Source organism: Pseudomonas baltica (assembly GCF_014235765.1).
GTDB classification, from domain to species: domain Bacteria; phylum Pseudomonadota; class Gammaproteobacteria; order Pseudomonadales; family Pseudomonadaceae; genus Aquipseudomonas; species Aquipseudomonas baltica.
Genome location: NZ_JACMYH010000005.1, coordinates 123,640 through 146,159, shown reverse-complemented (window position 1 = coordinate 146,159; position 22,520 = coordinate 123,640). Strand labels below are relative to the sequence as shown.

The following is a 22,520-nucleotide window of genomic DNA, read 5'->3' as shown; positions in this document are numbered from 1 at the left end:
GCGATGCAGCAATGTCGGCGAGCGTCGCGATAGGCAGGCCTTCATGTGCAACGCCCGGACGCGGCTCGCGCCGCTGCTACAGGGGGGCGATGCAGCTGCGTCGGCAGGTCAGAGGATGTTCGAGTAGTCGGCTTCAATTCGGTCCAGGCTCAGGTGATTGAGGAAGTTCGAGAAGCACATCCAGGCGGACAGTGCGTTCATGTCACGGAACTGTTCGGGCAGGTACTTGGGCGGCGTCACCAATCCTTCGTCGACCAACTGGCGCAACGTGCGCATGTCCTCCAGGGTGGTCTTGCCACAGAACAGCAGCGGCACCTGTTCCAGCTTGCCCTTGCGCACGGCCAGCTGAATGTAGTTGTAGACCATGATGAAGCCTTTGAGGTACGACAAATCCTTGGTGAACGGCAGCCCGGTCGGAGTCGAGCCGCGGAACACGCGGCTGGCGTTGCCGTAGGCCTCGGGCATCTCGAAGCCTTCTTCGCGAAAGAATTCGAACACCTGCAGGAAGTCGGCGCCCTCCTCGACCATGTGGATCGCGCGCGTGCGATTGGTCAGCTTGCGCAGGCGGCTGGGGTAGGAAGCGAAGGCGATCACTTCCATCAGGATCGCCAAGCCTTCCTGGGTCACGGTGGACGACGGCGGACCCTTGGACAGGAAGGTGCAGATCGGCTGGTTCTGGCCATTGAGGGTGGTGGCAACATGGACCAGGCCCTCGTGCACCTCGAGGGCGCGCACATCGCGCTCGTTGAACATGGCATCGCTGCGGATCTTGATGTAGTCCGCGCCTGCGGCAGCATCGGCGACGATGCCATCGGATTCGAACACGCGGATGGTGCCCTCGGTTTCGCCGAACACACGGTTCAGGCGTCCTTGCAGCATGTTCACTGCATCCTTGGCGGTCAGGGTCTTGGCTTCGTCCTTGAGATCGCCACGCCCGGCAATGTTGTTCAGGTAATCGGAGAGCATCAGGCCGAGGTCGGCCAGGGTCGGATCGCCGGCATGAAACGCATCCGACGCGGCGCCGTACAGCTCCTGCGAGATCAGGCCGAAGTCCTCGGTGCCACGCGCCTCGAGCATGCGCACCACCATGCGGTACTCCTTGCACATGCGCCGCATGATCTGCCCGACCGGGTTGAACTGGCCGAGCTGACGGGTGATGTCGCGCTCGATGTTCTGGAATTCCAGTTTGACCGCACTGGAGTCGAAGCCCAGTGCGCGGTTCTGGTAATAGTCGCGGTCGACCGCAGGCATCTGCTTGCCGCCCGCCTGCAGAAAGCCGTGACGAATGGAGTCGTCCCATTTCACCGCATCAAGCACGCGGATCGGCGTCTGCGCGTGCACGATGCGGTCGGACAGGTCTCGAATCGTCTGCTGATACTCGTCCACCGTACTGCTCCTCGTTCTGGCTCGGCCCGCCGGCAGCGGACCTCTCACTGCATGGGGCTCAGCTCAGTACCCACTGCATGAAACGGGTAAGGATGCCGAGCATTTCACGGTCGGCATCGGCAGGGGCACTGGCCAGCAGACCCTGATATTCCATCCGGCCGATAATCGCCGTCAACACCTGTGCGTCCTGCGACGGTTCGCGCGAGCCAAGCACCTCGAGCATCTGCCGCCCGCCCTGCAGCAGAATGTCCTGATGCGCCAGCACCAGTTCGGCCAGGCGCGGGTTGAGCAACGCTTCCTGGCGGAAAGCCTGCTCGGCAATCAATTGGTCGCGACGGGTCTGCAGCTGATGCATGACGTAGTCGGCGGTCAGGCGGGCGATTTCGTCGGCCAGGGCAGCGCGGGCCTGGGGGCTGCCGTCGCCGCGGGCGATCAGGGCGCGCAGCAGCTCTTCGGTGTTGCTCCACAGCTTGGCCATGAACACGGCGCTGCGCTCGACGTACTGGGCGAAGGCATCGTTGAGCAGGTCATCGATGTCCTTGAAGTAGTAGGTAGTAGCCGACAGCGGCACCCCGGCTTCGGTGGCCACGGCGCGATGGCGCACACCCCGCACCCCATCGCGCACGACGATGCGCATGGCTGCGTCGAGGATTTCCTGGCGGCGCAGTTCGCTGCCCTGTCGGCTGGCCTTGCGGCCTTGATACTGGACGTTGCGGGCGAGCGTCGAGGCAACGCTGGCGGCTCCCTGTCTGGGTGTGGCTGGGATCACTGCTCGTATCCTTTGAGTGAGTGGGAGTGGGAGTGGGTGCCGACGCGGCTTGCGCCGCTGCTACACGATAGCGTAATCGCCTGTAACGACGGCGTGAGATCGCAATCCCTGTAGCAGCGGCGCAAGCCGCGTCGGGGCCGGCAATGACACCGCTGATCTGCGCTCATAAAAAAGCCGCCCCATGGGGCGGCTGATCAACGACCGTCAGGCTTGTGGTCGCATGTGCGGGAACAGGATCACATCGCGGATCGAAGGCGAATCGGTCAGCAGCATGACCAGGCGATCGATACCGATACCCTCGCCGGCCGTCGGCGGCATGCCGTATTCGAGCGCCCGAACGAAATCGGCGTCGTAGTGCATGGCTTCGTCGTCGCCGGCATCCTTGTCCGCCACCTGGGCCATGAAGCGTGCGGCCTGGTCCTCGGCGTCATTGAGCTCGGAATAGGCGTTGGCGATCTCGCGGCCACCGATGAACAACTCGAAGCGATCGGTGACGTTGGGGTTGTCGTCGTTGCGGCGCGCCAGTGGCGACACCTCGAACGGATACTGGGTGATGAAGTGCGGCTGCTCGAGCTTGTGCTCGACCAGTTCTTCGAAAATCATCACCTGCAGCTTGCCCAGGCCTTCGAACCCCAGCACCTTGGCGCCGGCCTTCTTGGCAATGGCACGCGCCTTGTCGACATCGTTGAGGTCGTCTGCCGTCAGCTCGGGGTTGTACTTGAGGATCGAGTCGAACACCGACAGGCGTACGAACGGCTCGCCGAAATGGAACACCTTGTCGCCGTAGGGCACGTCGGTGCTGCCCAGTACCAACTGGGCCAGCTCACGGAACAGCTCTTCGGTGAGATCCATGTTGTCTTCGTAGTCGGCGTAGGCCTGGTAGAACTCGAGCATGGTGAACTCGGGGTTGTGCCGGGTCGAAACGCCTTCGTTACGGAAGTTGCGATTGATCTCGAAGACCTTTTCGAAGCCACCGACCACCAGGCGCTTGAGGTACAGCTCCGGGGCGATGCGCAGGAACATTTCCATGTCCAGGGCATTGTGGTGGGTTTCGAACGGCTTGGCCGCAGCGCCGCCGGGAATGGTCTGCAGCATCGGCGTTTCGACTTCGAGGAAGTCGCGCTTGGCCAGGAAGCTGCGAATGTGGGCGATGACCTGGGAGCGCACACGGAAGGTGTCGCGCACCTCCTCGTTGACGATCAGGTCGACATAGCGCTGACGGTAGCGCTGCTCGGTATCGACCAGGCCATGGTGCTTGTCGGGCAGCGGGCGCAGCGACTTGGTCAGCAGGCGTACGCTGGTCATTTCGACGTACAGGTCGCCCTTGCCGGAACGGGCCAGGGTGCCTTCAGCCGCGATGATGTCGCCCATGTCCCAGGTTTTCACCTGAGCCAGGGTTTCTTCGGGCAGGGTCTTGCGATTGACGTAGACCTGAATGCGCCCGGTCATGTCCTGGATCACCATGAACGAGCCACGGTTGAGCATGATGCGACCGGCGACCTTGACCGGAATCGCCGCTTCGGCGAGCGCTTCCTTGGTCTTGTCGGCGTACTGCTTCTGCAAGTCGCCTGCATAGTTGTCGCGACGAAAATCGTTGGGGAAGGCCTGGCCCTGGGCACGCACGGCAGCAAGCTTTTCCTTGCGCAGGGCGATCAGGCTGTTCTCTTCCTGTTGCAGGTCTTGCGGGTCGGGTTGTTGGTCGCTCATGTCTTGGATTTTCCATCACGGGTTCGTTGCTCCCGACTACGGCGCCGGGATCGCGGGCAGGCCAGCCGTGGCAGGCCGACGCAATGGCTGCGCCAGCCTGCCAGGCGGTGTTACAGCCCTTGTTTCAAGCTGGCTTCGAGGTATTCGTCGATGTCGCCGTCGAGCACCTTGTCGCAGTCGCTGCGTTCGATGTTGGTACGCAGATCCTTGATCCGCGAAGCGTCGAGCACATAAGAGCGAATCTGGTGACCCCAGCCGATGTCCGACTTGCTGTCTTCCATCGCCTGCGAGGCGGCATTGCGCTTCTGTACTTCCTGTTCGTACAGACGCGCACGCAACATCTTCATCGCCGTGTCTTTGTTGGCATGCTGCGAACGTTCGTTCTGGCAGCTGACCACGGTGTTGGTCGGCACGTGGGTGATACGCACCGCCGAGTCGGTGGTGTTGACGTGCTGGCCGCCGGCACCGGAGGAGCGGTAGGTGTCGATGCGCAGGTCGGCCGGGTTGATGTCGATTTCGATGTTGTCATCGATTTCCGGCGAGACGAACACGGCCGAGAACGAGGTGTGGCGACGGTTGCCGGAGTCGAACGGGCTTTTGCGCACCAGGCGGTGGACACCGATTTCGGTGCGCAGCCAGCCAAAGGCGTACTCGCCCTTGATGTGCAGGGTGGCGCCCTTGATACCGGCGACTTCACCGGCCGACAGCTCCATGATGGTGGTGTCGAAACCGCGCTTGTCGGCCCAGCGCAGGTACATGCGCAGCAGGATGTTGGCCCAGTCCTGGGCTTCGGTGCCGCCGGAACCGGCCTGGATGTCCAGGTAGGCGTTGTTGGCGTCCATCTCGCCGCTGAACATGCGGCGGAATTCCAGCTTCTCGAGCTGGGCACGCAGGCGCTCGACTTCGGCGGAGACGTCGTCGACGGCGCTCTGGTCTTCTTCTTCGGCCGCCATTTGCAGCAGGTCGCGGGCATCGCCGAGGCCGGCGTTCATTTCATCGAGGGTGTCGACGATCTGCGCCAGCAGCGAACGCTCGCGGCCCAGTTCCTGGGCGTAGGCAGGGTTGTTCCAGACAGCGGGATCTTCAAGCTCGCGATTGACTTCGGTCAGACGCTCATGCTTTTGATCGTAGTCAAAGATACCCCCGAATGGTTTCGGAGCGCTCGGACAGGTCCTTGATGCTGTTAAGGATCGGGTTGATTTCCATGGCGGGCAGCTCTCGTGCGTAACGTGTCAAAAGCCGGAGAGTATACCGCAGCCGGCCAATGACAGCAGCCCGCCGAGCAGGGGACGGGCTTTTTTTTTGGAAGATCGGGCGGCCTAGCCCTGATCCCCGACCACTACCTGATTGCGCCCGGCATGCTTGGCCGTATACAGGCCCTTGTCGGCGGCCAGGATCAGCTCGCGGCAATGACTGCCCTGCTGCGGAGTCATGGTCGACAGGCCGATGCTCACCGTCAGGCAGGCATCGGCCTGGGGCGCGATGTGGGGGATGTTCAGGGCGGCAATGGTCTGCCGCAGCTTCTCGGCAACCAGCCGCGCGCCGCCAGGCGAGGTACCCGGCAGCACCAGGGCGAACTCTTCGCCGCCATAACGCGCCGGCAGGTCGCTGGAGCGGTTGCTGGAATGGCGAATGGCGTCGGCGACGCGGCGCAAGGCTTCGTCGCCTGCCAGGTGGCCGAAGTTGTCGTTATAGGACTTGAAATAGTCGACGTCGATCATCAACAGCGACAGCTGGGTCTTGTCACGCATCGCGCGACGCCATTCCAGTTCCAGGTACTCGTCGAAATGACGACGATTGGACAGCGCGGTCAGGCCATCGGAGTTCATCAGCCGCTGCAGCACCAGGTTGGTGTCGAGCAGCTGCTGCTGGCTCACGCGCAGCGCACGGTAGGCTTCGTCGCGCTGCAGCAGCGTCAGGTACGACTTGGAGTGGTAGCGTATGCGCGCCACCAGCTCGATGGTGTCGGGCAGCTTGACCAGGTAATCGTTGGCACCGGCGGCGAAGGCAGCGCTCTTGATCAGCGGGTCTTCCTTGGTCGACAGCACGATGATCGGGATGTCCTGGGTGGCCGGATGGTTGCGATAGTCACGCACCAGCGACAGGCCGTCGAGCCCCGGCATGATCAAGTCCTGGAGGATCACCGTCGGCTTGATTCGCATGGCCTGGTTGATGGCCTGCTGCGGATCGGCGCAAAAGTGGAAGTCGATGTTGGCCTCGTCGCTGAGACTGCGACGGATGGCTTCACCAATCATGGCCTGGTCGTCCACCAGAAGTACCATCGACTTGTTGTTGTCGTTGGACCTGAAGGCTTCGATCTGAAGATCAATCATGCGTTGTCACCTGGATACTGCCTACGCGGTGGCTCGAGTTCATCGTGAAAATACGTCCATCAGTCGGGGTGCGATCCGCTCCAGCGGACGAATTTCAACAGCTGCGTCAATGGCCGCCGCCGCTTTGGGCATTCCGTAGACAGCGCTGCTCTGCTGGTCCTGCGCGATGGTCAGGAAGCCGCGCTGACGCATCGACTTCAAGCCCTGTGCGCCGTCGCGGCCCATGCCGGTGAGCAGTACGCCCACTGCATCGCCATTCCAGAATTGCGCCACGCTTCGGAAAAAAACATCTATGGAGGGCCGGTAGATCTCGTCCACCGGTTCTGCCGTGTAGGTTAAGGTACCATTTTTCAGCAGACGAATATGATGATTGGTGCCTGCCAGTAGCACAGTGCCAGCCAACGGCGTTTCTCCGTCGCGGGCCAGACGCACCGGCAAGCCGGCTGCGCTGCTCAGCCACTCGGCCATTCCGGCGGCGAACACCTGGTCCACGTGCTGGACCAGCACGATCGCCGCCGGGTAATCGCGTGGCAGCCCCTTGAGCAGGATTTCCAGCGCGGCCGGGCCGCCGGCCGACGAACCGATGGCCACCAGTTTCTGCCGCACGCCGCCCGAGCGCGGCAGCGGCAACTCGCTGCGCACCGCCGGGCTGCGCTGGCCCACCAGCCAGCCGATATTGAAGATCTTGCGCAGCAGCGGCGCTGCAGCTTCGCGAGCGTCGCCCACCCCCAGTGTAGGGGTGTCGACCACATCCAGGGCGCCATGGCCCATGGCCTCGAATACGCGGTGGACGTTCTGCTGGCGGTCGACGGTGACGATGACGATGGCGCAGGGCGTATTGGCCATGATCTGCCGGGTGGCTTCCACGCCGTCCATGACCGGCATGATCAGGTCCATGAGGATCAGGTCCGGAGTCACGGCCTGACAGCGCTCGACCGCCTCACGACCGTTGGCGGCCACCCATACCACGTCATGGGACGGTTCGAAGGCGATCGCGCGACGCAGCGCCTCCACGGCCATGGGCATGTCATTGACGATGGCGATCCTCATCCCCGCGCTCCTCCGATCAATTCAACCACCGCATCGAGCAAGGCATCGTCGTGAAAACTGGCCTTGGCCAGATAATAATCGGCCCCGGCGTCGAGGCCGCGGCGGCGGTCCTCTTCCCGGTCCTTGTAGGACACCACCATGACCGGCAGCGATTGCAGGCGGGTGTCGCGGCGCAGCAGAGTCACCAATTCAATACCGTCCATGCGCGGCATGTCGATGTCGGTGATCAGCAGGTCGAAGTCCTCGCTGCGCAACGCGTTCCAGCCATCCATGCCGTCGACGGCCACCGCAACGTCATAGCCACGATGGCTGAGCAGCTTGCGCTGCAGCTCGCGGACGGTGAGCGAATCATCCACCACCAGTACCCGCTTGCGAGCCGATTCGGCCTGTTGGCTGCGCTTGTCGATACGCTCCAGGCGGCCGGTATTGAGCAGCTTTTCCACCGAGCGGAACATGTCTTCGACGTCGATGATCAGCACCACCGAACCATTGTCGAGCAAGGCACCGGCGGAAATATCCTGGACCTTGCCCAAGCGGGCGTCCAGCGGCAGCACCACCAGCGTGCGCTCGCCGATGAAGCGTTCCACGGCCACGCCGTAGATCGCTTCACGGTCGCGAATCACCACCACCTTGAGGCTCGCTTCGTCGCCCTGGCTGGCCGGCCTCTGCAGCAGCTGGCTGGCCGCAACCAGCCCCACATGGCGGTTCTGGAACCAGAAGTGCTGGCGCCCCTCGAGCTGGATGATGTCTTCGGCCGGCAGGTCCATGGTGTGTTCGATGTGGGCCAGCGGAAACGCATAGGCCTCGCCCCCCACTTCCACTGCCAGGCTGCGCACCACCGACAGGGTCAGCGGCACCTCGATATGGAAGCGACTGCCCTGCCCTGGCACTTGAATCAGTTCGACCGAGCCGCGCAGCTGGCGAATCAGGTGCAATACCGCATCCAGGCCAACGCCGCGGCCCGAGACCTCGGTTACCGTGTCGCGCATGCTGAAGCCGGGCAGGAACAGAAAGCTCAGCAGCTCTTCTTCACTGAGCTGCTCCACCGTATCGGCGGCCGACAAACCGCGCTGGACGATACTGCGCCGCAGCGCGGCAAGGTCGACACCCGCCCCGTCGTCGCTCAGTTCCACCACCAGCAAGCCCGCCTGGTGCGAAGCGCGCAGCACCACGCGACCTTCGGCGGGCTTGCCGGCCAGCAATCGCTGCTCGGCGGTTTCGATGCCGTGGTCGACGGCGTTGCGCAGCAAGTGGGTCAGGGGCGCTTCGAGCTTTTCCAGCACGTCGCGATCGACCTGGGTCTTCTCGCCTTCGATATCCAGGCGCACCTGCTTGCCCAATGAACGACCGAGGTCGCGGACCATGCGTTCCTGACCACCGAGCATGTCGGCGAATGGGCGCATGCGGCAGGCCAGCGCCGTGTCGTACAGCAACTGCGCGCGCTGGCTGGCCTGCCAGCCGAAATCGTCCAGTTCGGCGGTCTGCTGCAGCAGCATCTGCTGGGTCTGATCCAGCAGCGACTGCGCCTGCGCCAGGGCGTCGCGTACCTCTGCGCTGTGACCCTCGAGCTGCAATTGTTCGCCAAGCCCGCCAAGCGCGCGGATGCTTTGCGCCTGCATGCGCTTGAGGCGCTGCATGGTCAGCAGATAGGGCTTGAGGCGCTGGGTTTCGACCAGCGACTTGCTCGACAGGTCCAGCAGGCTGTTCAGGCGCTCCGCCGTGACCCGCAGCACGCGCTCGCCGGTATCGCTGACCCGGCGCGCCCGGCTGGCAGGTAGTTCGGCGGCCGAGTCGTCCTGGCCGGGCATCGCTTGCGATGGATCGATGTCCCGAGGCGGCTCGGGCGCGACCTCGATGGGCGGCTCGGCAGGCGCGAGCGGGACGGCCGATACGGGCACGCTGACCTGTACCTGCGCCGCCGCGGCCGCCAACGGGTCCATCACCGCGGCCATCTGCGCCTCGTAGGCATCGATATCGAGGGTACCCGGTGCGCCAGGGCCGGGCGTGCCGACGCGCATCAGCAGGTCGGTGCCCAACAGCAGCGCATCGATGTGTTCGGGCATCAGGTAGACACGCCGCTCCTGCGCCGCGACCAGGCAGTCTTCCATCACGTGAGCCACACGCACCCCGGCATCCAGGCCGACGATGCGGGCCGCACCCTTGAGCGAGTGGGCCGCGCGCATGCACGCTTCCAGTTGATCGGCCTGGGTCGGATTGCGTTCCAGGGCCAGCAGCCCGGCATTGAGCACCTGGGTCTGGGCCTCGGCTTCCAGGCTGAACAGCTCCAGCAACGAGGCGTCGCGCATCTGTTCCGGGGTCATGTCAGGCTCCGGTTCATGGCGATCAGCAGCGCCTTGTCATCGAGCAGGCGCACACTGCGCTGGCGAAACGGCAGAACCCCTTGAGTGAAACGGGCGCCCGCCTGGGTGGTGGCGGTAGACGCCTGTTCGAGCTCGACCAGGTCGATCCGATGAATGCCATCCACCTCCTCCACCGGTACCACCACCGAGCCGCCGTCTATGGCGATGATCAGCATGCGCGGCATGACCCGCGCCGAAGCGGCCGGTGCGACGTGCTGGGTGTCGATGCCCAGCAGTTCCTCCAACGCCAGGCATGGCACCAGTGCGCCGCGCACGTTGGCGACCCCGCGCAAGGCGCGCGAACGCTGGTGCGGCAGCGAATGCACTGCCTGCACCGGGGCCACTTCGACCAGGCAGCGGGTGGCCAGCGCCAGCCACTCATCGCCCAGGCGAAACAGCACCAGCGACCTGCTTTCGACCCGGCCCAGGGTTTCGCTGTAGTGCATCGGCGCGTGCTGGCGGTCCAGCGCGTAACGGTCCAGCAGGCGCACGGCCGCCGAGGCATACACCGCGCAATTGCGGCAGTGGATATGCTCGGCGAGCAGCGGGCAGGATTTGTCGCCATGAATGCCAATACGGTTCCAGCAGTCGTCGATCTGCTGGGCGTCGCTGTCGATCAGGTCCAGGGCGGTCATCGCTTATGCTCCTGGACATGCGGGCGGTCGTTGCGTGCGGCGCGCTCCTGCAGTCGCCGCGCCCCGGCAATGTCGCCCTGGGCGGTGAGCAGCATGGCCAGGTGGGCCAGGGCCTCGGCGTGCTGCGGGTCGAGGTACAGCGCCTTGCGGTAATAACCCTGCGCCTGCAGCACCTGGCCGCCGACATCACTGAGCAGGCCCAGCCAGTAGAACACCTGGGGATCTGGACCGTGGCTGCGCAGGAACGCGTCGCACGCGGCCTGCGCCTCGGCACTCTTGCCTTCGTTGGCCAAGCGGGCGATTTGCGCGAGCAGACCGGCGCCATCGCTTGCCACTGCCTCGGCGGCATTCGCCACCGGCAGCGCACGGGTTCGCGTTCGCACGGGCAACCTGCCCGGCTCGGGCAACAACTTGATCGGCATCTGCAGGCGCGCCGTTGCCGGGGGCAGCGGCGTGGGCGTTGGTGCGACGTGGCGATCGCGGACGAACGCGAAGGACTGGGCAATACCGATCGGGCGCATGCCCAACCGTGCCAGCAGGCTGCCTTCGGCAGGACCGATGAACAACGCGCCGTCTTCACGGGTGAATTTCTTCAGCACTTCGAACACCTGCTGCTGGGTCGGCAGGTCGAAATAGATGAGCAGGTTGCGGCAGAACACGAAGTCATAGGGCAGTTCACCGCCCAGCAGCAACGGATCGAGAATGTTACCGACCTGCAAGCGAACCTGGGCCCGAACCTGAGCGTCGAGCAGATACCCCTCGTCCGCAGGCACGAAATGGCGGTCGCGAAAGGTCAGTGGTGCGCCGCGAAACGAATTGCGGCCATAGATCCCTCGCGTTGCCCGGGCCACCGACAGGGGGCTGATGTCCACGCCGTCCACACTGAATTGCTGCGGCGCCAGCCCGGCGTCGAGCAAGGCCATGGCGATCGAGTACGGCTCCTCGCCAGTGGAACACGGCAGGCTGAGGATGCGCAGCGCCACGCCAGGCCGTTCGGCGAGCCGCGCCTTGGCGACCTTGCACAGCGCGGCAAAGGACTCGGGATAACGCATGAACCAGGTTTCCGGGACGATCACCGCCTCGATCAGCGCCTGCTGTTCCGCCGCCGAACCCTGCAGCAGCTTCCAGTAGGCATCCAGGTCGCGGACATGCGCAGCCTGGCTGCGCTGCGCGACCGCGCGCTCGATCAGCGCCGGGCCTACCGAGGCCACGTCCAGGCCGATGCGCTCACGCAGAAAACGTACGAAGCGCTGCTCTTCACCCATCACGATGCATCACCCATCACCCTGTTTCACCCAATACGGAGGCCGCCAACTGCGGTGCGAAAAGCAAGTCGCGCACCGACGGTTCGAGCAGATCCTGTACCCGCAACCACTGCAACAGCCCCTGGCTGTCTTCGAGCACCGGCCCCAGATAGGGCGTGGCACGGTTATGCACTCCCATGGGTTTGAAACCGTTGGGGTCACAGCGAAGGGTTTCGCTGGCGTGTTCGACGATCAGCCCCAGGCGCGCCTCGGGGCCGGCCTGCTCGTGCGGATAATGCACCAGCACCAGACGCGTGCTGGTGCGCCGCACGGCAGCCACGCCGAAGCTCAGCGCGCTGACGTCCAGCACCGGCACCACCCGGCCACGATGGGCGAACACACCGGCCACCCAGGCCGGGGCATGCGCGACCGGCTTGAGCGGCAGCAGCGGCAGCACCTCTGCGACTTCCAGCGCATCCAGGGCGAAGCGTTCCTGCGCAATGCGAAACAACAGGAACAACTTGCTGCGCGATGTGACCGGCAATGCGTTCATCAGACTTTGAAGCGCGAGACGCCGCCGCGCAGGCCGGTAGCGACCTGGCTGAGCTCGTCGATGGCAAAGCTGGCCTGACGCAAGGATTCGACCGTCTGGCTGCTGGCATCGCCCAACTGCGACAGGGCGTGGTTGATCTGTTCGGCACCGGTCGCCTGGGCCTGCATGCCTTCGTTGACCATGAGCACGCGCGGCGCCAAGGCCTGGACCTGGCCAATGATCTGCGACAGCTGATCGCCGACCTGCTGCACTTCGAACATGCCGCGGCGCACTTCCTCGGAGAACTTGTCCATGCCCATGACGCCGGCCGACACTGCCGACTGGATCTCTCGCACCATCTGCTCGATGTCGTAGGTGGCCACGGCGGTCTGGTCGGCGAGGCGGCGCACTTCGGTGGCGACCACGGCGAAACCGCGACCATATTCACCGGCCTTCTCGGCTTCGATGGCCGCGTTGAGCGACAGCAGGTTGGTCTGGTCGGCGACCTTGACGATGGTCACGACTACCTGATTGATGTTGCCGGCCTTCTCGTTGAGGATTGCCAGCTTGGCGTTGACCAATTCGGCGGCACCCATCACCTGGTGCATGGTTTCTTCCATGCGCGCCAGACCCTGCTGCCCGAAGCCGGCCAGGGAGGAAGCCTGATCGGCCGCCGAGGTGACTTCACCCATGGTTCGCACCAGATCACGGGACGTGGCAGCGATTTCCCGGGAGGTCGCGCCGATCTCGGTGGTGGTCGCGGCAGTCTCGGTCGCCGTGGCCTGTTGCTGCTTAGAGGTGGCCGCGATTTCGGTCACCGAGGTGGTGACCTGCACCGAGGAGCGTTGCGCCTGGGCGACCAGCGCGGTGAGCTCGGTCATCATGTCGTTGAAGCCCAGTTCGACCTCGTTGAACTCGTCCTTGCGCGCAAGGCTCAGGCGCGTGCTCAGGTCCCCGGTGCGCATCACTTCGAGAATCCGCACGATCTTCTGCATGGGCGCCATGATGGTGCGCAGCAGCCAGAGCCCGCAGATACCGGCAACGATGATTGCCACCAACAGGGAAATCACCAGGCTGACCTTGGCCGCCGCGACCGAAGCGTCAATGGCGCTGGTGGCCTTCTCGGCCGCTTCACGATTACGGTCGATCAAGGTATTGAGCTGCTTGCGACCTGCCACCCAGGCGGGCGTGAGGTCGTCGATGGCCATCTGCTGGGCTTCGCTGAACTTGCGCAGTCGATAGGCCTCCAGCACATCGGCCAAGGTCTTTTCATAGGTCACGCGCATCCGCGCGAATTCTTCGAAGGCCGCCTGGTCGTCGCTGTCCTGGACGGTGCTGCGGTAGTTGGCCATCTGCTGGGTCAGGCGCTCGGCGAAGCTCTTGTACTGGTCCACGTCGGCCGTGAGCAGCTCGCGCTGATAGCTCAAGCCCACCAGTTGTTGGGTGTACACGTAGCTGTCTACCCAGGCGCTGCGGATCATGGAACTGAAGACCACGCCCGGAACGCTGTCGGTGCGTACCTTGGTTTCGTTCGTCTCGATGGTCTGCAGACGTGAATAGGAGACCACGACCATCAACAGCATGATTGCAATGACAACGGCGAAACTCGCCAGAATGCGGTGGCGCAAGGACCAGTTCTTCACAGTCAACCCTCGAAAATTCCTGCAGCTACAAACGAAAAATCGCCTGAGTATAGCCCTACCTCAGACGATTTCGCGCTGGTACCTGACTTTCCTTCATCCGCGAGGGTATTGCCAGTTACTGGCAGATCAATGCGCCACTATTGCCGACCAACGTAAGTTCCGGCAGATGAGTGGCGGCGTCAGCCTTCGGACCTGACGTCCGGGGTCAGACGGCTTCGACCTCGGCCTGACGCACCTGCTTCTCCAGTTCGAGCTTGAGCGCAGGGTCGAGGGCCAACTGCTTGGCCAGCTCGTCCAGATAGGCGCGCTCCATGAAGTGTTCCTGATCCACCATCATGACGCTGGCAATGTACATTTCGGCAGCGATCTCCGGAGTCTTGGCTGCCCGCGCCACGTCTGCCGGGTCCAGCGGCTTGTTCAGTTCGGCGTGCAGCCACTGCTGCAGTTCGTTGTCCGAATCCAGGCGGGTGAATTCGCCTTCGATGAGCTCGCGCTCGCGATCATCCACATGGCCATCGGACTTGGCTGCTGCTACCAGCGCCTTGAGGATAGCCTGGCTGTGTTCCTCTACCTGCTGGGGTGGCACTCGGTCGACCGTCTGCGGTTCGCCTCTAGGGGCGTTCTGCTGCTGGGCCTGCCAATTGCCGTAGGCCTTGTAGGCAATCACGCCCAGTGCCGCCAACCCACCGTAGGCCAAGGCCTTGCCACCGTACTTGCGTGCGCTCTTGTTGCCGAGCAGCAAGCCCATGGCGCCGCCGGTCAGTGCGCCCTTGCCGCCGGACAGCAGGCCACCCAGCGCGCCGCCCGCACCGCCCTTGCCCGAGAGCAGGCCGCCGAGCGCGCCGGCAACACCACCGGTGCTACCGGCACCACCCAGGGGGGAAGAACCGCCGCCCTTGTTCTTGAGCAGTTCCTGGCCGGATTTGAACAACTGGTCGAGCAAGCCACGCGTGTTCATTTTTTGGTCTCGTCAATGGGAGATACGTTTGACGAGAGTAAGGGCATTCCGTTGCCTGGCTCGAACGGTGATTTGCTTCGGGATGTTGCGCAAATGCTTGCTCTCAACACTGCGCCTCGACCACCGATCTCGCTGTCGATACAAAGTGCACGGGAAAAAATTTTTACAGGAGTTTGCGAACACATCGGTCATTACGGTATCTGTGTACAGTTCTCTGCGTTTGGACAAGGCAGGCCCAAACCTTCCTACTTGAGCCTCGCCGGTCGCTTGGAGCGACCGAGGTTGATTCAGAACAGGTTATCTATGCACCGCAGGCACCTTCTGAAAGCGTCGATGGCCCTCGCGGCCTATACCGGACTGTCCGGCACCGGATTGTTCGCTGCCCAGGCCCTGGCCGCCACCGCCGACGGCGAAGCCGAACCGTTCACTTTCGACATGCTCAAGGCCCAGGCCAAGAGTCTCGCCGCGCAGGCTTATGTCAGCAACAAGCAGACCTTGCCGCCGACCCTTGCAAACATGACCCCGCAGCAATTCAATGCGATTGCCTACGACGCCAATCATTCGTTGTGGAATGACCTCAAGGGCCAACTGGACGTGCAGTTCTTCCATGTGGGCATGGGCTTCCGCACGCCGGTGCGCATGTACAGCGTCGACGCCGGGCGCAAACAAGCGCGTGAAGTGCATTTCCATCCGCCGCTGTTCGACTACAAGAACACCACGGTGGATACCTCGCAGCTCAAGGGCGACCTGGGCTTTGCCGGCTTCAAGCTGTTCAAGGCACCCAAGCTCGACCGCCATGACGTGGTGTCCTTCCTCGGCGCCAGCTACTTCCGCGCCGTCGATGCCACCGGGCAGTACGGTCTGTCTGCGCGCGGCCTGGCCATCGACACCTATGCCAAGAAGCAGGAAGAATTCCCCGATTTCACCAAGTTCTGGTTCGAGACGCCTGGCAAGGACAGTACCCGCTTCGTGGTCTACGCCCTGCTCGACTCGCCCAGTGCCACCGGCGCCTACCGTTTCGACATTGACTGCCAGGCCGAGCGCGTGGTGATGGACATCGACGCGCACATCCATGCGCGCCAGGACATCGAGCAACTGGGCGTGGCGCCGATGACCAGCATGTTCAGCTGCGGCAACCACGAGCGGCGCATGTGCGACACCATCCACCCGCAAATCCACGACTCCGACCGGCTGGCCATGTGGCGCGGCAACGGCGAATGGATCTGCCGGCCGTTGAACAACCCGGACCGGGTGCGCTTCAACGCCTTCGCCGATGTCGATCCAAAAGGCTTCGGCCTGATCCAGACCGACCACGACTTCAGCAACTACCAAGACACGGTCGACTGGTACCACAAGCGCCCCAGCCTGTGGGTCGAGCCCACCACCGCCTGGGGCGAAGGCTCCATCGACCTGGTGGAACTGCCGACCACCGGTGAAACCATGGACAACATCGTTGCCTTCTGGACACCCAAGTCACCGGTCAAGGCCGGCGAGGTCCTGAATTTCGGTTACAAACTGTACTGGAGCGCCCTGGCGCCGATCGGTACACCGCTGGCCCGCGTCGCGGCGACGCGCTCGGGGATGGGCGGTTTCACCGAAGGCTGGGCACCGGGTGAACACTATCCGAATGTCTGGGCGCGGCGTTTTGCCGTGGACTTCGCCGGCGGCGGGCTCGAATCGCTGAAAACGCCGATCGAGCCCATCATCACGGCTTCGGGTGGCAAGGTGCAGGACGTTCAGGTACTCGAGCTGCCCGACATCAAGGGCTTCCGCGTGCTGTTCGACTGGTACCCGACCAGCGACAGCGTCGATCCGGTGGACATGCGTCTGTTCATCAAGACCCAGGGGCGCACCCTCAGCGAAACCTGGCTTTATCAGTACCTGCCGCCCGCGGCGGAGAAACGCAAGTACGTGTGATGCGCTGACCTCAGCCAGCATCCTCGCCCGCCCTTTCTGCGGGCGAGGATGACATCACCGAAACGCCGCAGCGCCACTCAGTCGCGAAGGTCCGATTCCACAATCGGCTGGTCGCGGTGGGTGGCGCGCTGGTACTGGGCTGGCCATGTGGCCAGACGACCGCCCAGGTCTTCGTCGGCGTGCAGCGGCCAGTACGGATCACGCAACAGCTCACGCGCCAGCAGGATGACGTCAGCCTGGCCAGTGCGCAGGATGTGTTCGGCCTGCGCCGGGTCGGTGATCATCCCGACGGTGCCCGTGGCAAGATCCGCCTCTTTGCGGACTCGCTCGGCAAAGCGCGTCTGATAACCAGGCCCGGTCGGGATCTCGGCATTGGCCGAGGTACCGCCCGACGACACGTCGATCAGATCCACGCCCAGCGCTTTCAGGCGCTTGGCCAGCTCGACGGTCTCGTCCGGGTTCCAGCCGTCTTCGACCCAGTCGGTGGCCGACACACGCACGAACACGGGCAATTCTTCAGGCCAGATGTCGCGAATCGCCTGGGTGACTTCCAGAGTCAGACGGATGCGATTTTCAAAGCTGCCGCCGTAACTGTCCTGACGCTGGTTACTGATCGGCGACAGGAACTGGTGCAGCAGATAGCCGTGCGCCGCATGCACCTCGACTACCTTGAAGTTGGCGGTCAGCGCGCGACGGGTCGCGTCGACGAACGCCTGGACGATGTCCTTGATCGCTGCTTCATCCAGTGCGGTCGGCGCGGTGTGCTGCGGGTCGAAGGCGATACGCGACGGGCCCACCGGCACCCAGCCGCCTTCATTGACAGGCACGCTGCCATGCTTGCCCAGCCAAGGCCGCCAAGTGCTGGCCTTGCGCCCGGCGTGGGCCAGTTGGATGGCCGGCACCGCGCCTTGCGAGGTAATGAAGCGGGTGATGCGCTGCAGCGGTTCGATCTGCTCGTCGTTCCACAGGCCCAGGTCTTCAGGCGTGATGCGACCCTCTGCCGTCACTGCAGTGGCCTCGGTGAAGACCAGACCGGCACCGCCACTGGCGCGACTGCCCAGATGCACCAGGTGCCAGTCGTTGGCAAGGCCATCGACACTGGAGTACTGGCACATCGGCGATACGGCGATGCGGTTGCGCAGGGTCAACTGGCGCAGGGTATAGGGTTCGAGCAACATGCTCATCGGGCACCTCGGTTGGCAGTTTCAGATGGGACGAGAAGCATCCGCTCGAACACGACTGCGGACGTACCTGTCTCGTTCTCGAAGACTAGTCGACAACCGAGCCGCGAGCGTGGTTCCGCGGCCGAGCAGGGTCGTACGGCTCAGCGCGGCTCGATGTGGGTAATCAGCAACTGCACCGTTTCCCGCCCGCGGAACTCGTTGAGATCCAGCTTGTAGGCCAACTGCACCCAGCGTACCGATGGATCGGGCCACACCTCGCGGTCGACGCCGAACGCGATGCCGTCCAGGCTGACGCTGCCGCACTCGGTCTTGAGCGTCACCTTCAGGTGTCGCTCGCCAACCACCCGCTGCTCCACCAACTGGAACACCCCATGGAACATCGGCTCCGGGAAATGTTGCCCCCACGGGCCGGCATTGCGCAGGGCGCGCGCCAGCTCCAGATGGAATTCCTCGACGCCCAGGGTACCGTCCGACAGCAGGCGTCCGGTCAGGTCTTCCTCGCACAGCTGGGTGCGCACCTGCGCGTCGAATGCCTCGCAGAACGCCGGGAAATTCTCCTGCGGCAGGGTCAGCCCGGCGGCCATCGCATGCCCACCGAACTTGCTGATCAATTGCGGATGCCTGGCCGCCACCGCATCCAGCGCGTCACGGATATGGAAGCCCTGGACCGAGCGTGCCGAGCCTTTGAGCAGCCCGTCACCGGCGTCGGCGAAGGCAATCGTTGGACGGTGGTAGCGCTCCTTGAGACGCGAAGCGAGGATGCCGATCACACCCTGATGCCATTGCGCATCGAACAGGCACAGGCCAAACGGCATCGACTCCAGCGCCAGGTCCTTGAGCTGAGCCAGGGCCTCGCGCTGCATGCCTTGCTCGATCGACTTGCGGTCCTGATTCAAGCCATCGAGCTGCGCCGCGATGGTCTGGGCGCTGGGCAGATCGGTGCTCAGCAGGCACTCGATGCCCAGGCTCATATCGTCCAGGCGGCCGGCTGCGTTGAGTCGCGGCCCGAGAATGAACCCCAGGTCGGTCGAGGTGATACGCGCATGCTCACGGCGTGCCACTTCAAGGATTGCCGTGATGCCTGGTCGCGCACGGCCCGCACGAATGCGCTCCAGGCCCTGGTGCACCAAGATGCGGTTGTTGGCGTCCAGCGGCACGACGTCCGCCACGCTGCCCAGTGCCACCAGGTCCAGCAGCTCGCCGATATTGGGCTGCGGCACCTGTGCATAGCGGCCCAGCTGGCGCAGCCGCGCCCGCAGTGCCATCAGCACGTAGAAAATCACCCCGACGCCCGCCAGATTCTTGCTGGGGAACTCGCAGCCTGGCTGGTTGGGGTTGACGATGGCATCTGCAGCCGGCAACTCGTGCCCCGGCAAGTGGTGGTCGGTGACCAGCACCTGCAGCCCGGCAGCCTTGGCCGCAGCCACACCTTCGACGCTGGAAATGCCGTTGTCGACCGTAACCAGCAATTGCGGCTCGCGCTGCAGGGCGACTGCGACGATTTCCGGGGTCAGGCCATAGCCGTACTCGAAGCGATTGGGCACCAGGTAGTCGACGTGAGCGGCGCCCAGCAGGCGCAGGCCGAGCACACCGACCGCGCTGGCCGTGGCACCGTCGGCATCGAAATCACCGACGATCAGGATGCGCTGGCGCAGGTCGATCGCCGTCACCAGCAGCTCGACGGCGGCCTCGATGCCCTTGAGCCGCTGAAAGGGAATCAGGCGCGCCAGGCTCTTGTCCAGCTCCTCTGCGCTCGACACGCCACGCGCCGCATAAAGACGATTCAGCAAGGGCGGCATGTCGCCGAGGAAAGGCAGGGTCTGGGGCAGCTGACGGGGTTCGATGCGCATGGGGCCTGGGGCGGTTCTCACTGCAAGACAAAGGAAGAAGGTTGAAACCTGGGCGGCCTAGCGCTCGCCCAGCAGCCACTCGAGCTGGACTTCGTGCTGACCGCGGTCATCGGTGACGAACACCGTGCCCTCGCTGATCATGACGTCCCATTTGATGACCCGCGGCATGTCCTTGGCCAGGGTCTCGAGCACCTCCTGGGGCACCGCGGCGATGTTGACGTTTTTCAGGTTCTTCACCGCATCGACCACCTTGGTCTGCCATACGCGCAAACTGCCGTAGGCCAACAGGCTGGTGCGTTCGGTACGCCGCGAACACCAGGTCAGGCGATCGGCATCGGGCAGGCCAACTTCGATCCAATGCAGGATCCGGCCATCCAGGCTCTTTTCCCACAAGGCAGCCTCGTCGACATCCGACAGACCACGGCCGAAAGACACCTGCTCGTTGTACCACAGCGCGTAGGCAAGCAAGCGCACGGTCATCCGCTCTTCGGTTTCCGAGGGGTGACGCGCGATGGTCTGCTTGACGGTCTGGTAAACGCTGCGGTCAAGATCGGTGAGGTTGAGTTCGAATTTGTAGGTGGTCGACGGCTGGGCCATTAGGCAGGCTTCTTGGGGACAGGAAAAGGCCGACAGTCTACCCGATGCGTGCCCGATCAACGACCACCACGGGACAGTGCGACCCTGCGGCACGTTTTGATCATGGGTCCGGGTGTGGTAAAGATGGCGCAGTGTTTCAAAAACGGACACCCACGCCCCACACCCCGCGCAAGGAATGCCATGGACTCGTGTTCCAGAACTCTGCCGCCCAGCAGCCTTCTCCTGGCACTGGCGGTGTGCTCGTGCCTGCTCACTTCACCGCTCGCCCATGGTCGCGAGACCATTACATGGCTGCTACGCGACCTGGCGCCGCTGACCATCGCCAGCGGCCCGGCGCGTAATCTGGGCGCCGTCGACCTGGCCCTGCCGTTGTTGCGCGCAGCCTTGCCCGAGTACGACCACAATGTCCTCAGGGTCAATCGGGCGCGTGCCTCGCAGATGCTTGGCGAACCCGGCCTCAACTGCGACCCTGCGCTGCTCTGGACCGCACAGCGGGCGCGCAGCATTCTTTATTCCGTGCCCAGCATGAATGTGCTGAGCAATGTGCTGATCATGCAGCGCGGCGACCTGCCGCTGATTGCCGAGTTCATGCAAGACGGCAAGGTCGACCTGGGCGCGCTTCTAAGCAGCAGAACCCTGGCCCTGGGCATCATTGCCGAGCGCAGCTATGGCCCTGTGGTGGACCGGATTCTCGCCGACACCGACAGCTATCAGCTTCTGGCCCATCATGGCAACGACGCCATGGGCAGCCTGCTGCGCATGGAAAGACTCGGCCGGATCAAGGCGCTGCTCGGCTACTGGCACGAAGCGCGCTACCAGGCACGTCAGGAAGGTCTGGATCCGGAACAGTTGGTGCAAGTCCCCATCGAGGGCTCAGCGCGCTCGCAGTTCATTCATGTCGGCTGCTCCGACAGCCCTGCAAGCCGGCGCGTACTGACAGCACTGAATTCGGTGTTGCTGGAACTCAGGAACGGTCAGTTGGCAGATTTCTACGCCCAATGGCTGGCGCCCGCCGAACGGCCGGCGTACTTGCGGGAAACCGCCGCGCTGTTCGATGCCCAGCGCAAAGAGGCCATGAGCAGCCAGCGCTGAGTGAGAATTACACAGGCGGCCATCAATGAATGTCAGACCAGCGCGTGGCTGAAAGCGGCATTTTGCGAAACGTTGCGCAGCGCCGCGATCATCGACGGCTCCAGCCGCCCTTCTGCCACCAGAAGATCGCGGTGCAGACCATCGACCACGTCGGTAAACGAACGTAGATCCTCGAACTGACTGCGGTTGACCAAACGCTTGGTCACCACGCTCCCAGCCGCGCTCATCACCACTACCTGGCAATTGCCAAGGCTATCCTGCCCTTCGAGCGTCACGCGATACGGCGTCAGGGCTTCATTGAGCAACAGGCTGATATTCTTCATCGCATCACCACTCGTCTGTTCGAATTCTTAAGGTGCATGACACTGACCCCTGCCCTGCGAAAAAAGTTCTGAGCAAGCCGTGTCAGACTATTACCGAGGTTGCCGATAGAATATGACAGCGCGAATGTAGGACATTTCTGATTATTAGATTTGGCGCCTGCATGCTTAGAAATGGACTACAAAACAGATCAGGAATGGACCACAGGTGTGCCAGAATTCATCGCCTGATTTGCCCGTCACCGGAGCCTGCCTTGACCGACCCACTGATCGCCCCGCTGCGGATCGTGCTGGCCGATGACCATCCGATCTTTCGCGTTGGCCTGCGCGCCGTACTGGAACGAGACCCCGGTTTGCGCGTGGTGGCCGAAGCCTCCTCGCCGGAGGAGCTGACACGCTGCCTGGGCGAAACCGAATGTGGCCTGTTGATCACCGACTTCATGATGCCCTCCACGGAACAGGGCGATGGCCTGCGGCTGATCGCCTACGTTCGCCGGCATTGGCCAAAGCTGCCCGTGCTGGTGGTGACCATGCTGACCAATCCGGGTCTGTTGCGTTCGATCCTCAACCTGGGGGTAGCTGGTTTGCTGGGCAAGGCGAGCCTGGTGAACGAGCTGCCCACGGCGATTGCCAGCCTCAAGCGCAACAAACCCTACGTGGCGCAATCGGTGAAGAGCATCCTGGCACTGCCCAGCGATACCCCCGCAAGACGGATCACCGGCCATGTCGACCTGTCGCCTCGCGAGCTCGAGATAACGCGACTGCTGGCGCAGGGGCTCTCGGTCAACGAAATCGCCGCGCAGCTCAACCGCAGCAAGCAGACTATCAGTGCACAGAAAGTGAGCGCCATGCGCAAGCTGGGCATCGGCAACGATGCTGCGCTGTATATCTACCTGCAGGCTCACGGGCTGAAATGAACCTGGCCGCGGCAGGTGTGCGCAGG

At 63.6% G+C, this 22,520-nt stretch carries 19 protein-coding genes; 3 read left to right on the top strand and 16 right to left on the bottom strand.

Annotation, left to right across the window (positions count from 1 at the left end; all coding sequences use genetic code 11):
* Positions 1 to 108: 108 nt before the first annotated feature.
* The 12 genes from H7993_RS16930 to H7993_RS16875 form a co-directional block, all read right to left on the bottom strand.
* Positions 109 to 1,386 (bottom strand): flavohemoglobin expression-modulating QEGLA motif protein, encoded by a 1,278-nt coding sequence (locus tag H7993_RS16930; RefSeq protein WP_122475052.1) that lies wholly within the window; start codon positions 1,384 to 1,386, stop codon positions 109 to 111.
* Positions 1,387 to 1,444: 58 nt separating this feature from the next.
* Positions 1,445 to 2,155: a TetR/AcrR family transcriptional regulator gene (locus H7993_RS16925; RefSeq protein WP_185795070.1), complete on the bottom strand. Its 711-nt coding sequence runs from the start codon at positions 2,153 to 2,155 to the stop codon at positions 1,445 to 1,447.
* A gap of 204 nt (positions 2,156 to 2,359) precedes the next feature.
* Positions 2,360 to 3,862 carry a lysine--tRNA ligase gene (gene lysS, locus H7993_RS16920; RefSeq protein ID WP_185795069.1) on the bottom strand — a complete coding sequence of 501 codons (1,503 nt, stop codon included), beginning with the start codon at positions 3,860 to 3,862 and terminating at the stop codon, positions 2,360 to 2,362.
* Positions 3,863 to 3,972: 110 nt separating this feature from the next.
* Positions 3,973 to 5,068 (bottom strand): peptide chain release factor 2 gene (gene prfB, locus H7993_RS16915; RefSeq protein WP_122475055.1). Its coding sequence is split into 2 segments (ribosomal slippage): positions 3,973 to 4,995 and positions 4,997 to 5,068, totalling 1,095 coding nucleotides; the frame shifts between segments, so codons are not numbered across the junction.
* 113 nt (positions 5,069 to 5,181) lie between these two features.
* On the bottom strand, positions 5,182 to 6,195 hold the full coding sequence (locus H7993_RS16910; protein WP_122475057.1) for a diguanylate cyclase: 1,014 nt from the start codon (positions 6,193 to 6,195) through the stop codon (positions 5,182 to 5,184).
* 39 nt (positions 6,196 to 6,234) lie between these two features.
* Complete coding sequence (cheB, locus tag H7993_RS16905) at positions 6,235 to 7,245, bottom strand: chemotaxis response regulator protein-glutamate methylesterase (protein ID WP_185795068.1); 1,011 nt, start codon at positions 7,243 to 7,245, stop codon at positions 6,235 to 6,237.
* Complete coding sequence (locus H7993_RS16900; protein ID WP_185795067.1) at positions 7,242 to 9,566, bottom strand: hybrid sensor histidine kinase/response regulator; 2,325 nt, start codon at positions 9,564 to 9,566, stop codon at positions 7,242 to 7,244. The genes cheB and H7993_RS16900 overlap by 4 nt, the downstream gene beginning before the upstream one ends.
* Positions 9,563 to 10,240 carry a chemotaxis protein CheW gene (locus H7993_RS16895; RefSeq protein WP_122795255.1) on the bottom strand — a complete coding sequence of 226 codons (678 nt, stop codon included), beginning with the start codon at positions 10,238 to 10,240 and terminating at the stop codon, positions 9,563 to 9,565. The genes H7993_RS16900 and H7993_RS16895 overlap by 4 nt, the downstream gene beginning before the upstream one ends.
* The gene (locus H7993_RS16890; protein WP_122475064.1) at positions 10,237 to 11,505 is read right to left on the bottom strand and encodes a CheR family methyltransferase; all 1,269 of its coding nucleotides are present in this window, start codon (positions 11,503 to 11,505) and stop codon (positions 10,237 to 10,239) included. Before H7993_RS16890 ends, H7993_RS16895 begins: the two co-directional genes overlap by 4 nt.
* Positions 11,506 to 11,521: 16 nt before the next feature.
* Positions 11,522 to 12,037 carry a chemotaxis protein CheW gene (locus H7993_RS16885; protein WP_185795066.1) on the bottom strand — a complete coding sequence of 172 codons (516 nt, stop codon included), beginning with the start codon at positions 12,035 to 12,037 and terminating at the stop codon, positions 11,522 to 11,524.
* Positions 12,037 to 13,659 (bottom strand): methyl-accepting chemotaxis protein, encoded by a 1,623-nt coding sequence (locus H7993_RS16880; RefSeq protein WP_185795065.1) that lies wholly within the window; start codon positions 13,657 to 13,659, stop codon positions 12,037 to 12,039. Before H7993_RS16880 ends, H7993_RS16885 begins: the two co-directional genes overlap by 1 nt.
* A gap of 205 nt (positions 13,660 to 13,864) precedes the next feature.
* Positions 13,865 to 14,617, bottom strand: coding sequence for a tellurite resistance TerB family protein (locus H7993_RS16875; RefSeq protein ID WP_185795064.1), 753 nt, complete (start codon positions 14,615 to 14,617; stop codon positions 13,865 to 13,867).
* A 303-nt stretch (positions 14,618 to 14,920) separates the two neighbouring features.
* Between H7993_RS16875 and H7993_RS16870 the strand changes: the two genes are divergently transcribed.
* The gene (locus H7993_RS16870; RefSeq protein ID WP_185795063.1) at positions 14,921 to 16,534 is read left to right on the top strand and encodes a glucan biosynthesis protein D; all 1,614 of its coding nucleotides are present in this window, start codon (positions 14,921 to 14,923) and stop codon (positions 16,532 to 16,534) included.
* 77 nt (positions 16,535 to 16,611) lie between these two features.
* On the opposite strand, the gene H7993_RS16865 is transcribed toward H7993_RS16870, so the two are convergent.
* The 3 genes from H7993_RS16865 to H7993_RS16855 form a co-directional block, all read right to left on the bottom strand.
* Positions 16,612 to 17,718 carry an NADH:flavin oxidoreductase/NADH oxidase gene (locus H7993_RS16865; RefSeq protein ID WP_185795062.1) on the bottom strand — a complete coding sequence of 369 codons (1,107 nt, stop codon included), beginning with the start codon at positions 17,716 to 17,718 and terminating at the stop codon, positions 16,612 to 16,614.
* A 140-nt stretch (positions 17,719 to 17,858) separates the two neighbouring features.
* A complete protein-coding gene (gene recJ, locus H7993_RS16860; protein WP_185795061.1) occupies positions 17,859 to 19,568 on the bottom strand; it encodes a single-stranded-DNA-specific exonuclease RecJ in 1,710 nt (569 codons plus the stop codon).
* Positions 19,569 to 19,625: 57 nt separating this feature from the next.
* Positions 19,626 to 20,165 (bottom strand): YaeQ family protein, encoded by a 540-nt coding sequence (locus H7993_RS16855; RefSeq protein WP_122475075.1) that lies wholly within the window; start codon positions 20,163 to 20,165, stop codon positions 19,626 to 19,628.
* Between the two features lie 180 nt (positions 20,166 to 20,345).
* Here H7993_RS16855 and H7993_RS16850 point away from each other — a divergent pair, with 180 nt between their 5' ends.
* Positions 20,346 to 21,257, top strand: coding sequence for a TIGR02285 family protein (locus H7993_RS16850; RefSeq protein WP_244647076.1), 912 nt, complete (start codon positions 20,346 to 20,348; stop codon positions 21,255 to 21,257).
* Between the two features lie 32 nt (positions 21,258 to 21,289).
* Here the strand turns inward: H7993_RS16850 and H7993_RS16845 are convergent, their stop codons facing one another.
* The gene (locus H7993_RS16845; protein ID WP_122475077.1) at positions 21,290 to 21,580 is read right to left on the bottom strand and encodes a DUF3509 domain-containing protein; all 291 of its coding nucleotides are present in this window, start codon (positions 21,578 to 21,580) and stop codon (positions 21,290 to 21,292) included.
* 275 nt (positions 21,581 to 21,855) lie between these two features.
* Here H7993_RS16845 and H7993_RS16840 point away from each other — a divergent pair, with 275 nt between their 5' ends.
* Positions 21,856 to 22,494, top strand: coding sequence for a response regulator (locus tag H7993_RS16840; protein WP_244647082.1), 639 nt, complete (start codon positions 21,856 to 21,858; stop codon positions 22,492 to 22,494).
* The last annotated feature ends 26 nt before the right edge of the window (positions 22,495 to 22,520 follow it).

What these genes read in the sequence shown, in the direction of transcription:
- H7993_RS16865 (WP_185795062.1), bottom strand. Translation starts at nt 17,718, where the DNA reads ATGAGCATGTTGCTCGAACCCTATACCCTGCGCCAGTTGACCCTGCGC.
- H7993_RS16885 (WP_185795066.1), bottom strand. Translation starts at nt 12,037, where the DNA reads ATGAACGCATTGCCGGTCACATCGCGCAGCAAGTTGTTCCTGTTGTTT.
- H7993_RS16895 (WP_122795255.1), bottom strand. Translation starts at nt 10,240, where the DNA reads ATGACCGCCCTGGACCTGATCGACAGCGACGCCCAGCAGATCGACGAC.
- H7993_RS16900 (WP_185795067.1), bottom strand. Translation starts at nt 9,566, where the DNA reads ATGACCCCGGAACAGATGCGCGACGCCTCGTTGCTGGAGCTGTTCAGC.
- recJ (WP_185795061.1), bottom strand. Translation starts at nt 19,568, where the DNA reads ATGCGCATCGAACCCCGTCAGCTGCCCCAGACCCTGCCTTTCCTCGGC.
- lysS (WP_185795069.1), bottom strand. Translation starts at nt 3,862, where the DNA reads ATGAGCGACCAACAACCCGACCCGCAAGACCTGCAACAGGAAGAGAAC.
- H7993_RS16890 (WP_122475064.1), bottom strand. Translation starts at nt 11,505, where the DNA reads ATGGGTGAAGAGCAGCGCTTCGTACGTTTTCTGCGTGAGCGCATCGGC.
- H7993_RS16910 (WP_122475057.1), bottom strand. Translation starts at nt 6,195, where the DNA reads ATGATTGATCTTCAGATCGAAGCCTTCAGGTCCAACGACAACAACAAG.
- H7993_RS16870 (WP_185795063.1), top strand. Translation starts at nt 14,921, where the DNA reads ATGCACCGCAGGCACCTTCTGAAAGCGTCGATGGCCCTCGCGGCCTAT.
- H7993_RS16855 (WP_122475075.1), bottom strand. Translation starts at nt 20,165, where the DNA reads ATGGCCCAGCCGTCGACCACCTACAAATTCGAACTCAACCTCACCGAT.
- H7993_RS16845 (WP_122475077.1), bottom strand. Translation starts at nt 21,580, where the DNA reads ATGAAGAATATCAGCCTGTTGCTCAATGAAGCCCTGACGCCGTATCGC.
- cheB (WP_185795068.1), bottom strand. Translation starts at nt 7,245, where the DNA reads ATGAGGATCGCCATCGTCAATGACATGCCCATGGCCGTGGAGGCGCTG.
- H7993_RS16850 (WP_244647076.1), top strand. Translation starts at nt 20,346, where the DNA reads ATGGACTCGTGTTCCAGAACTCTGCCGCCCAGCAGCCTTCTCCTGGCA.
- H7993_RS16875 (WP_185795064.1), bottom strand. Translation starts at nt 14,617, where the DNA reads ATGAACACGCGTGGCTTGCTCGACCAGTTGTTCAAATCCGGCCAGGAA.